6 protein-coding genes are annotated in these 11,400 nt (G+C 73.8%); 1 reads left to right on the top strand and 5 read right to left on the bottom strand.

From position 1 onward, the window contains the following. Positions 1-43: 43 nt before the first annotated feature. Entirely contained in the window at positions 44-1,804 is a 1,761-nt protein-coding gene (locus tag BU52_RS07800; protein WP_037930296.1) for an HEXXH motif domain-containing protein, read from the bottom strand. A 91-nt stretch (positions 1,805-1,895) separates the two neighbouring features. Next, a complete protein-coding gene (locus BU52_RS07795; protein WP_037930290.1) occupies positions 1,896-2,123 on the bottom strand; it encodes a hypothetical protein in 228 nt (75 codons plus the stop codon). 627 nt (positions 2,124-2,750) lie between these two features. Between BU52_RS07795 and BU52_RS07790 the strand changes: the two genes are divergently transcribed. After that, complete coding sequence (locus BU52_RS07790; RefSeq protein WP_235216279.1) at positions 2,751-4,070, top strand: cation:proton antiporter; 1,320 nt, start codon at positions 2,751-2,753, stop codon at positions 4,068-4,070. Positions 4,071-4,124: 54 nt separating this feature from the next. Here the strand turns inward: BU52_RS07790 and fxsT are convergent, their stop codons facing one another. Genes fxsT through BU52_RS07775 form a run of 3 tightly spaced genes read right to left on the bottom strand, consistent with a single transcriptional unit; the run spans position 4,125 to position 11,335 of the window. Further along, complete coding sequence (fxsT, locus tag BU52_RS36790) at positions 4,125-8,678, bottom strand: FxSxx-COOH system tetratricopeptide repeat protein (protein ID WP_037930286.1); 4,554 nt, start codon at positions 8,676-8,678, stop codon at positions 4,125-4,127. Continuing rightward, positions 8,679-9,785 carry a MoxR family ATPase gene (locus tag BU52_RS07780; RefSeq protein WP_037930283.1) on the bottom strand — a complete coding sequence of 369 codons (1,107 nt, stop codon included), beginning with the start codon at positions 9,783-9,785 and terminating at the stop codon, positions 8,679-8,681. Then, complete coding sequence (locus BU52_RS07775; protein ID WP_037930280.1) at positions 9,782-11,335, bottom strand: VMAP-C domain-containing protein; 1,554 nt, start codon at positions 11,333-11,335, stop codon at positions 9,782-9,784. The genes BU52_RS07780 and BU52_RS07775 overlap by 4 nt, the downstream gene beginning before the upstream one ends. Positions 11,336-11,400: the final 65 nt, after the last annotated feature.

The raw sequence follows: 11,400 nt of genomic DNA, 5'->3' as shown, positions 1-11,400 counted from the left end.
CCCGTTCACCCCTCACTCGGGCCGATCCGCTGTCCCGCGCCGGTCACTCGCCGCTCGGTCCCGGCGTCAGCAACTCCGGCCGGGCCAGCATCCGCCGGGCGCCCGGGCCCGGTTCCAGCACCGCCCGGGCGACGATCCATCCGGCGAGCAGATGCGGATCCCGGGGCTTTCGTTCCAGCTCCTCGGCGTACCCCTTGACGGCGGCTCCCGGGTCCCCCGCGGCGAGGAACTCGTCCGGCGTGCGCGGCTCGGCGGGCGGCACGGCGAAGGCATGGGTGCGGACATCCGGCCAGGAGGCGCGGTCGGACCGGAAACGCAGGCCGTCCGGCTCTGCGGACGCGCCGGCGGGGTCTCCGGGTGGCACGGAGTGCCCTTCCGGGCCGGGGACGGCGGTGTGTCCGGGAGGGTGCGGTGGGGCGAGGTTGCGCAGGCGCCACTCCGTGCGGTGCAGGACGGCGGCGGTGCGGGCCCGGGCCCGGGCGGGCGGGGCGACGGGTTCGCGCAGCCAGGTGTCCAGGGTGCGGGCGAGGCCGGTGACCAGGGCGTGGCCGGCCACGGTGAGCCGGCCGCTGGTCAGGAGGGTGCGCACGACGAGGCGGCTCTGCGTCCGGCGCAGCGCGAAGTGGTAGGCGGCCGTCTCGCCGTGCTGCGGATCGGACAGCCGGTCCCGCCAGAAGCCCGCGACGCCGGTGAAGGCGTAGGCGCCGTGCAGCAGGCCGGTGAGGTGGCGCGGATCCGGGCGCCACGGCGCGTAGTAGCGCTCGGCGCGGTCGTCGGACAGGAGCGGGAAGAGGTGGATCAGGGCGGCGAGCTTGCTGTGCTGGAACTCGTGGACCAGCGTCTCGGCGAGTGCGAGCGCCGAGGCGGGGCGGGCGATGACCATGGCGCCGTACGCGTCACCGCTGGACGCCGACACGCGGACCTCGGGCGGCGGCGGGGGCAGCAGGGCGGTCCGCGCCCAGGGGACGACGGACCGGATCACCGCGGGGTCGAGCCGTCCGGGTCCCGGTCCTTCCGTGGTCGCGAGGATCCGGGCGGCCTCGTCGAACATCCGCTGCCAGGCCCGCGCCTCGTCGTCGTCGAGCCGGGCGGGGGGTAAGGGGTCGTCGAGGTCGCGATAGGGGTCCAGGTCCTCCAGAGGGATGGCGACGGGGCCGGCGGGCGTGGGGTGCGTGAGGGTGCGCAGCGGGAGCCAGCCCGGATCGGCGGGCGGCGCCTCGCCCACCGGCGCGGGAGCGGGGCGGCAGGTCAGGGTCGAGGGCGCGCCGTCGGGGGCCGGACCGCGCAGGGTCAGTTCCCCGGCGCGGGTGCTCGCCGTGCCCGCAGTCAGGCCGGGCGTCCCGTTCGGGAGTCGGGCCAGTCCCAGGCCCGGCAGGGACAGCGCGCCGTCGTCCAGCGGAACGCGCAGGGAGGCTTCCGTACCGGCGTGCAGCGAGGCGACGACCGCGAGAGCGTTCAGCCTGCCCGCCTCCGCCCAGAGCCGTGGACCGGTCGCGGTGCCGTGCACGCGGCGCAGCATGTGTGCGATCCAGGCACCGGTGGCCGGGGCGAGCAGCAGCCGCTCGGCCGGCTCCGGCGCGCGCCGGGCCGCCTCCTTGAACACCTGCCAGGCCTCCGGCACCGGGGTCAGCGGAGTGGGCAGGTCCCGGATGCGCAGCAGCAGGGTGCGCAGCAGCAGCAGCCGGCGCGCCCGCTCGCCCTGCTCGAGAAAGGCGACGGCAGGCGGGGAGTGGCCGCCCGCGGCCAGCTCCGTGAAGAGATGTCCGGGCATGCGGAACGGGGCGGTGCGCGGCTCACTGGTCATGAGGGGCGGGACCTCCGGTCACGGACGCGGACAGGTGGACCGGCGGCCCGTCGGGGCTCGTCCGGACCCCCACCGCCGAGGCACGGACACGTCACTCGGCCCGGGCACCCCCCGGCCCGTCGTTTCCGCCGGTGATACCGCCGCGTGCGCGCAGGACCTCCTCGAGCACGCGGACGGTCGGGGGGAGCGGCGCGAGACCGTCCAGCGCGGCCAGGGGCAGGCCCGCCAGGTCGGCCAGATCCGACTCCCAGAGGTCGGTCCCCGCACCGGTGGCCGGCTCACGGTCGGCGGTGTGGCACAGAGCGGGCGGCTGCTCCAAGATGTACCCCCTTCTCGCACGGTGGCACGCGATGCCCCGTGACCATGTCCCTTTTCCATCATGGCCATTCCGGCCCGGGTCGAAAACCGTACGATCACGCCACCCGATCTTTTGGACGGTCTCGTCCCCCTTGTCGCGGTCGCCGACGCGTGCGCCCCGGGCCACGGTCTGGCACCCGCCCCACCCGGGGCATGCCGGGCGGGACCGGTGGGGTGGCCTGCGACATCTGTCCGGGCCGACGGGGGCACGTCCGGGCGGGGGAACCCGGGGCGCCCGGGATTCCCGGGCGGATGCAGGGGGTACGGCAGAGTACGGCTCGCTTCCCTGAGGGCTGCGAGGTGTGTTCGCGCGGCCGGAAACAGTGCCTCCGGATGGGGCCGGCGCCCGTGCGCGCCCCCGCGAGCTTCACAGAGCCCGGTCCGCGCATCACTGCCCCGCCCGTGACAACGACCGCTGTCATGTGCTCCCAGTGACTCGGGTGACTCGCGCGCACGACAGTCCTTTCGCAGTCAAGTTGCCCGTACTCTAAGAAAGTTGGGGGTCGAGCACGCGTGCGACGACCCGCCTCGGGCCGCTCCGTCGGCCCCGACGAACGAACAACAGGGGGACCCTGTGCGCCCTGACGCGATGGTGACGCATTTCCTGTTCGCCTCGGCACTCGTCCTGACGGCCGGCCATGCGGCCGGCTGGCTGGCCCGGCGGCTGAAGCAGCCGTACATCGTCGGCCAGCTGGCCGCGGGCATAGCGCTCGGCCCCTCTCTGCTGGGCACCACCGCCCCCGACGTCCACGCCCTGCTGTTCCCCGAACAGATCGGCACGGCACTGCAGGGACTGGCCCAGTTCGCCCTGGTCGTGTTCCTGTTCGCGGTGGGTTACGAGCTGGACCTGACGCTCCTGGGCTCCCGGACGCGTACGGCCGTGGGGGTGGCCCTGACGGCCTTCGTGGTGCCGATGGCCGTGGGCAGCGGGTGTGCGCTGCTGTTCCGTGCGCAGTTGCGCGCCCTTGACATGCCCCACCTCTCCCCCGGCACGGTGGTGTTCGCCGGGGTCGCCCTGTCGATCACGGCGGTACCGGTCCTGACGGCCATAGTGCGGGAGAACGGCCTGGCCAGCACGGTCCCGGGGGTGATGGCGGTGTCCGCCGCCGGGCTGCTGGACGTCATCGGCTGGACGGTGCTGGCCGGCACCCTGCTGGAGAGCGACGACGGGCGGGAACTGTCCTGGTACTGGCGGGCGCTGCTCGCGGCCGGCTTCCTCGCGCTGATGCTGGTGGCGGCCCGGCCGCTGCTGCGCCGACTGCTGTGGCGCACCCAGATGGAGCCCCTGCTGCGGCTGTCGCTGCTCGTCGGCTTCGCCTTCGGGGCGGCGTCCGTGACGCAGTACCTGGGACTGCACGCGATCTGCGGTGCGCTGCTGGCCGGGTTCGTCTGTCCCCGGGAGAGGGACGGAACACTCGATCCGGATCTGCTGCGTCCGCTGCATGACGTCAGCGCACTGCTGCTGCCGTTCTTCTTCGTCGTCTCGGGACAGGCCGTCGCGCTCAACAGCCTGAACGGCACGGGCTGGGCGGCCCTCGCCGTGGTGACGGTGCTGGCCGTGACCACGAAGGTCGGCAGTGGCACGGTGGCGGCACGCCTCGGCGGGCTGGACCGCGACGACGCGCGGACCGTGGGGGTGCTGCTGAGCGCCCGCGGTCTGACGGAACTGATCGCCCTCGACGCCGGCCTCCGTGCCGGTCTGCTGAGCGGCCCGCTCTACACCGTCCTGGTCCTGATGGCCCTGGCCACGACCCTGCTCACCCAGCCGATGTTGATGCTGGTGCAACGCAGGGCCGGGCGCCCGCCCCTGGGGACTGCCACCCGCGCCCCGCACCGGACCGACGGCCCTCCCGGCGCACCGGGGCCATCGGCACCCTCGGAGAGCACGGCGACCGCCCCCGGTCCCTGACACGAGGGTGGCCCCGCACCCCGTACCGTCCGGGGGCGGGGCCGCCGTCCTGTGTCACAGGGGCATCGGAGCCATGTCGCACTCGATGCGGGACCGCTGGAGCGCCGCCGCCAGCCAGTGGTGGTCCGGACGCACCACACGGCTGAAGCCCTCCACCGCCTTGCGCTGCAACTCGTCCGCCTCGGCCCCACGGCCCAGACCCCGCTTGTCGAGGGCAAGGTTCGCCATCACGGACAACGTGAGGGGGTGCTCCTCGCCCGCGTTCTCCGCCAGCAGCGGCAGATTGGCCGAGTCGATGGCATGGGCCCGCTCGAAGTCGAGCCGGCCGTACGCCGTGTTGGCCCGGCCGATGGCCACGGTCAGGGTGGTGATGTGACGTTCTCCCACCGACTCGGTCAGCCGGCGCTCCGCGTCCTCCTCCAGGTCGTGGGCCGTGTCATGGGCGCCCAGCGCACGCCAGGTCGCGGCGAGATTCGCCTTCGTCAGCAGCGTGTACGCGTGATTCGGACCGAGGCGCTGCTCGAACCGCCGCACGGTCGACTCCGCCAGCTCACGGGAGCCGTCCAGGTCACCGGCGAGGCGCCGGTCGACGGAGAGGTTGGCCGCCGTGGTCAGGGAGTCGAAGTGATCCGGCCCGTACCGGGCGACGAACCGCCTCAAGGTCTCCTCGGAAAGCTTCGCCGCCTCGGCGAGCGCACCGTCACGGCGACGGCAGATCGCGAGGTTGCGGGCGATGCGCAGGGTGAGGGGATGCTCCTCGCCGAACGCCGCTTTGGCCCGGCGGTGGACGTCCTCCTGGAAGTCCCGCGCGCCCATGTAGTCGCCGCTCTCCCGCATGTCGATGGAGAGCCCGTTGAGGGTGTTGAGGGTGAAGAAGCTGGCGGGCCCGAACAACAGTTCCCGCTGCCGGGCGTTCTCCTGGTCCAGCGGCAGCGCCTGACGGAAGGTGCCGCACAGCCGCAGCTCCACGCCCAGGGCATGGGTGGCGCGCAGCGTCGTCGGGTCGTCGGTGCCGAACAGCGACCGGGCCAGCTCGGCGGCCTCCTCGGTCAGCTTCCGCGCCTCCTCGAACCGCCCCTGGTAGCCGCGGGCGTCAGCCATCTCGCACAGCGAGTCGATCAGGTCCTCGGTGTCTGCGCTGATGCGGCGCGACACCTCCAGGGCCTTCTCGGTGAGCGGGATGGACTCGGGCACCTGGCCGTTCTGGCGGAGCAGGAAGCCGAGGCTCTTGGTCATGCGGATGACGTGGAGGTCCTCCTCTCCCGAGGCCGCGAGCCAGGCGCTCCACGCCTGCCGCGCGAAGTCGGCCGCGCCCTCGTGGTCACCCCAGTAGTAGAGGAACCAGACGGTGTCGAACACCAGCTCACGCACATAGGTGTCGGTGCTGGTCACCGCCTGCGAGGTCAGGACGTGCGGGAGCAGCGCCTGGTAGGCGCGCCATTCCAGCGACGAGCCGGACGGGCCCGGCTTGGCCGCCGACAGCAGCTGGTGGGCGGCGTCCCGCATCCGCTCGCGCTCCTGCCGGCCCAGTTTGGCCAGGAGCACCGTCTGCAGCAGACGGTGCATCTGGAGCGTGTCGGAGCGCGGGTCCACCTTGATCAGGGAGAACTGGCTGAGGTCGCGCACCGCGCGGTTCAGCTTGATCGACTCCCGCAGCAGCGGGTCGACCTCGGGCGTCACGTTCACGCCCCGGCTGCCGCGCAGCATGGACCGCGGGATCGGCTCCGGGGCCATGCTGGCGCAGATGTCCAGGAGCTGGCGGGCGCCCGGGTTGTTCGCCTGGATCCGCTCCAGCGAGATGTCCCAGGCGGCGGCCACGGAGACCGGGTAGTCGGGGGCCGGGTCGAGTTCGAGGATCTCCGGGCTGCGCTGGGCGAGCAGATCGAGGTACTCGTCGACGAGCATCCCGGTGACCGCGCGCCAGGCGCCCGCCTGCTCGACGGCCAGCGGCAGGTCACCGAGGGCCTCGGCGAGCCGGTCGGCGTCCTCCTCCGAGAGGTCGGGCGAGCGCCGCTGGAGCAGTTCGACGGACTCCTCGCGGTCGAACACGTTCACGGGCAGCGGGGTGGCCACGCGCTCCCAGGCCCGGTTCCGGGAGGTGACGATGACCTTTCCCGGTCCGTTGGTCGGGAAGTACTGGCGCACCGCCTCGACGTCCTCCGCGTTGTCGAAGACGAGCAGCCACCGGTCGTACGGGGTGCCGGTGCGCAGCGCCTCCAGCACGGCGGGCACGGCGGTGTTGGCGGCGGGCGCGCCCATGCTCCCCTGACCCGCCGGCGCGACGCCGAGCTGGGCCGCCAGCTGGGCCAGCGCGGCCAGGATCAGGCTCTCCCGTTCGGCGGGGATCCAGCAGATGACCTTGTAGTCGTGCTGGTGCGTGTAGATGTACTCCAGTGCCAGCTGGGACTTGCCGACACCACCCAGCCCGTGCAGCGCGTGCGGGAGCACGGCCGCCGTGTCCTGGTCCCCCAGTTGGTCCTCCACGGCCCTCAGCAGCGCCTGCCGGCCGACGAACGAGGTGTTCCGGAGGGGAACGTTCACCAGAAGGGCGGGCGTCGGGGTCATGGTGCTCTGCATGAGCGGCTCAGCCTCCGGGGCTTCTTGTCGGGTGGCGTCGGTTACCGGGCTTGGCACGGGCTCTCCTGGTTCGTCGGGACCGTTCGACGGTGGCAGGCTTCCCCCTCCGCCGGACGATCCCCCATCAATAGCGCGGTTCACCTCGGAGGGCGCAACTCCGGACGAACCAGCATGCACCCATTCGGCCGTGCCCGCCCCGGTGTGGCGGGAGAGACGTGGCTCGATACGACGCGCCCGCTCGGAGTACGGCCCCGCCAGCGCCCGCATCACCGCCAGCTCGCTGCGGGCCCAGCCGCCGGCGGACGGGTCCGGCAGGGAGGCGCCCAGGGGGTCACGCAGGGCGGCGCGCAGCGCGGCACCGCGCTCTCCCGCCGCGGGCAGCTCGCCCACCACGCTGACGGTGTGGGCGAGTTGGGTGCGGGTGGTGGTCGCGAGGAGTTCCTCGCGGACACCCTCGGCGAACTCGGGCCGGCCCTCCGCGCCGCTGTCCCAGTCGATCAGCCCGCCCATCAGGATCTCCGCCAGATGGTCCGGCCGGGTCTCCGGCATGATGCGGCGCCTGAGCTGGTCGAAGAGGTCGAAGTCGAACGGCACGGCGGCGAGCTGCGAGGCGAGCCGGCGCGCGGCGGGGGTGGCGAGGGTGAAGAAGCGGCGGACGGCGGTCCTGGCGGCGCGCGGGAAGCGCGGGGCGCGCAGTCCCGGTGCGGGTGCGCCCTTGACGAGGGTCCCGGCCAGCACGATCGGCAGCGCGCGGCGCACCCCGCGCTCCCCGGTCACCAGGCCGGCCCAGGCGGCGAGCGAGCCGGGTTTGAGGGAGAGCACCGGCACCGGCACCGATCCGTCGCCGCCGTCCGGCAGGGGCCGCAGGGGGTCGGGTCCGCCGGGCGGGGGCCAGTGGGTGAGGGCGTCGTTGGCGGCACCGAATCCGCCCGCCTCCAGCACGGCCTCGTACGGGTAGAGGGTGGAGCGACGGCGCATGTGGGGCGGCAGCAGGTGCACCAGGGCCGTGGGGCCGGCGTGGGCGAGACGGCCGAGGAGTGCGTCGGCGGCGGGTGCGGCCCAGCCGTGGGCCAGGCCGTCGGTGACGACGAGGAAGATGCGGCCGCCGCGTCCGTCGAGGAGTTCTCCGGGGTCGGAGGTGGTCCGTCCGGTGCCCCAGCGCAGGGTGGCGGGGCCGGTGCGCGGCACGTTCACCCGGACCGTGCGCACGGTGCGGAAGGCGCCGCTGTGCTCGGCCGCTCTGGCCAGGCGGGTGACGGAGTCCTTCCAGATCCGCAGGGTGGGGGCGTCGTCGACGAGCAGCACCAGCTGGAAGGCCGAGGAGCGGGCGGGGCGCAGGAAGGGCATCCACATGCCGTCGACGACTCCCTGTTCGGCGGTGGTCTCCTCGTCCAGTTCCAGGGTGTCGCGGGAGGGGATGCGGCGGGCGAGCAGGTGGAGGGCGCGCGCGAACTGCGCGGTGACGCGGCCGGGTCCGTGCTGCGGCCGGTCGTCCGCGGGCAGCAGCGGCTGCCCGACGTCCACGGCGAAGGGGCCCTCGGGGTCGGGTAACAGGTGTGCGGCGGGAGTGGGTTCGCCGGCCGCGTGCCCGGCGGTGCCTGAGGGGGGCGGGCCGGCGGGAGCGCCGGCGGTGCCGGGCCGGCGGCCGGGGGCGGGGCCCTCGGCGGCGGGAACGGGGGCGGGGGTGACCGGGGACGCGTCGGCCGCGGGGGTGTCCGGCCGCTCCTGCTCCTCGGTCACCGGCGGGGGCCCGGGACGCGGTGGCGCGGGCGGGGCCGGTGCCACGACCGTGCGGACGGCCGGGGGCACACCGACGGCCGGGCCGCCGTGACGGTCCCAGTACGCGGCGAGCCAGACCGCGTCGGCGACCTCCTGCCAGCGCGCCCCGGACGGCTCGGGGGCGTCCCGGGCCGTCACTCCGCGCTCGTTCACCCGGTCGGCGGACTCCGGGTACGGCGAAGGAGGCGACGACCCCGAAAGGGGGAAGCCGTCGCCGAGCCCGGATGCGTGCTCCCTGGGGTAGCCCTTCATTCAGCGGCCCTTCGCGAGGTCGCGTAGGAGCATTTCCACGAGCGTACGCCCCTGACCATCCGCCTGGAAACCACCCGCCGTAGTCATCTGGACAGCGTTGAGCAACTGGTCGACCGAGTGGGTGCCGCCCGCCTGTACCCGCTGGACGAACAGGTCCACCAGGTCATCCGTCCCCCCGGGCCGGGCTCCGAGGTGCCCCTCCACCATGGCCAGGAGCTGCTCCCGGGTGGGCGTGCGCATCTCCAGGGGCAGGCAACGACGGCGGAAAGCGGCCGGAAACTCACGCTCTCCGTTACTGGTGATCACCACGACCGGGAACTCCCGGCACTCGACCCGCCCGCCCCGCACGTCGGCCTGGCTGCCGGGGTCGCTGGTGTGGACGCGGGCCGTGTCGGCGGCGTCACGCACCAGTTCCGGGACGTCATAGCTTCCATTCTCCAGGACGTGCAGCAGATCGTTGGGCAGGTCGATGTCGCTCTTGTCGAGTTCGTCGACGAGAAGCACCCGGGGTCGATCGTAGGGCAGCAGAGCCGTGCCGAGGGGCCCCAGGGTGACGAAGTCCCCCAGCAGAGGCGGAAGTTGACGTGCACTTGACTCGCCGGAGGCGGAACCGCCGCCGTCCGCCCGCTCCTCCGGCCCGTCCGCCGCTCCCTCCGCGTCCCCGGCCGCGCGGTTCAGTCCCGCACGCCAGGCGGCGATGGCCTGGGCCCTGCCCATGGCGTCGTGGGCGTACAGGCCGTCGCGCAGCACGGTGCGGCTGACGATGTTCCACTCCAGGACCCGGCCCAGTCCGAGTTCCCGGGAGATCAGGTAGGCGAGGGTGGACTTGCCGACGCCTGGCGGGCCGGTGATCAGCAGGGGCCGCCGCAGCAGCAGGGCGGCGTTGACGACGTCGATCTCCTCCTCGCCCAGCTGCGGTGCGATGTCGCCGTGGCCGAGGCGGCGTGACGCGGCCTGGGCGTCGGCGGGCGGCACCGGGCGGGACGGGCCGCCCCGGAACGTGCGCCAGGGCGGCGGTTGCGGCAGCACGGGTGGTACGGCCGGCTCCCGGCCCGTGCCGTGGAACACCCGCCAGCCGTTGGGGACCGTCTGCTCCTGCGCGGTCATGCGGGTGCCTCCTCGCTGGCGAGATCGCCGGGATCGATGGGCTGGAAGTCGATGGGCCGGGTGGGATCGTCCCAGAAGAAACCGATGTGGCGGCCGAGCAGCTCGCCCGGCCCCTGGCCGTCGCTCTCGGCGTTCTTGCGCAGCAGGTGCACGGCCGTCGGGATCCGCGCCGGGGTCTGGGCGGCGGCGAACAGGGCGGTCACCACCTCTCGCCGCTCCTCCGCGAAGACCCCCCTGCGGTCCCACACGGCCAGCCCTATCCCTTCCGCGATGGCGGCCTTGAGCGCCGCCAGGGCACCGGTGCCGCTGGGTGCGTCCAGCACGACCGCCGTATGTCGTGCTTCCCCGGCGAGCCCCGCCTGCCACGCGTCGAGTCGCAGACCGTCTCTTTCCCGCCAGCCGTGCACGGCGACGCCCTGCTCCCGCAGGGTGTGCCAGCGCTGCCGCCACTGGTCACGGATCACCATGTCGTCCGAACACATGCGCTCCAGACTGCGCAGGTGGACGCCGTACTTGAGGCTGAGCGGCAGCGGCTGGCCGTCCCCGACCCGGTGCGTCAGGCCGGCCACGTCGTGGTTGAGAAGGTCGTACGGAAGGACGAACTCGATGTACGGCGGCGGGGGCCGGCGTCCGCTCGCGTCCGGCTCGCGCGGTGCCGTCCAGAGCCGGGTGCCCTGCCTCAGCGCCCGTTCGACGGCGGTGCCGAGGTCGTCGAGGGTGGTGTAGGCGGGTTCACCCGGCTGGGGGTTCCACTGTCCGGGCACGGTGTTGAGCCAGGGGCGCACGACGATGTCGCGGGTGCCGTCGCGCGCCGGCTCCACCGCGATGACGAGGCAGCAGGGTATGTCCGGGTCGCGCGGTGTCGTGGGGGCGGCCCGCCGGCGTTCCTCGAGCTCCTCGGTCAGACCGGCCCTGCCCGCCCAGTCGTCGGCCCAGGTGGTGAGGGCGGCGCGATGGGCGGGGGTGGCGGCCAGCCGGGCGGCGTGGTCGACGAGGAGCACGGCGGGCGGCAGCCCGTCCAGTTGTGCGGTCCAGCCCAGGACGTGGGAGAGGAGCTGGTCCGGCGTCAGCCCGATCGGCAGGTCCAGGCCGTTGAGCTCCTCGACGAGCGCGTCGCGCAGACGGGTGGCGGGTAACTCACCCCGGGCGAGGACGGCGCGGGCGCCGAGCTCGTCCTCGCGGGAGATGACGGGTCCGGCCAGGAGGCCGGGCCCGGCCGGCGTCGGCGGCCGGCCCAGCAGTTCGTCGAGCAGACGGTCGAGTTCGTCGCCCGCCAGGTCCCCCTCGAGGATCCGCACCACTTCGACCAGTACGCGCTCGCCGCCCGCCGTGTTCAGCGCCGCCCGCACGAGGAGGACGACGTCCTCCCGTAACTTGACACCCCGGAGGTCGACCTGGCCGCCGAGCAGGTCGCCCAGCACCACGGCGAAGTGCAGCCGCCCCTGCGCGTCCTCCATGCAGCCGAGCTCGCACAGGGCGTTGGTCAGCCCCAGGAGCACCCGGCTGCCCCGCGCACGCTCGGATTCACCGAGCCCCGTGTCCGTTGTCACCGACTTTCCCCCTGAGCCGGTTCGCCTGCCTGACCGATCAGCGAAGTTAGCACGGCAACCAGCGG

The organism is Streptomyces toyocaensis (assembly GCF_000725125.1).
Classification (GTDB): domain Bacteria; phylum Actinomycetota; class Actinomycetes; order Streptomycetales; family Streptomycetaceae; genus Streptomyces; species Streptomyces toyocaensis.
The sequence above is the reverse complement of the archived record's forward strand: the minus strand, read 5'-3'. Positions and strand labels throughout refer to the sequence as shown.

What these genes read in the sequence shown, in the direction of transcription:
- BU52_RS07800 (WP_037930296.1), bottom strand. Translation starts at nt 1,804, where the DNA reads ATGACCAGTGAGCCGCGCACCGCCCCGTTCCGCATGCCCGGACATCTC.
- BU52_RS07790 (WP_235216279.1), top strand. Translation starts at nt 2,751, where the DNA reads ATGGTGACGCATTTCCTGTTCGCCTCGGCACTCGTCCTGACGGCCGGC.
- fxsT (WP_037930286.1), bottom strand. Translation starts at nt 8,678, where the DNA reads ATGAAGGGCTACCCCAGGGAGCACGCATCCGGGCTCGGCGACGGCTTC.
- BU52_RS07780 (WP_037930283.1), bottom strand. Translation starts at nt 9,785, where the DNA reads ATGACCGCGCAGGAGCAGACGGTCCCCAACGGCTGGCGGGTGTTCCAC.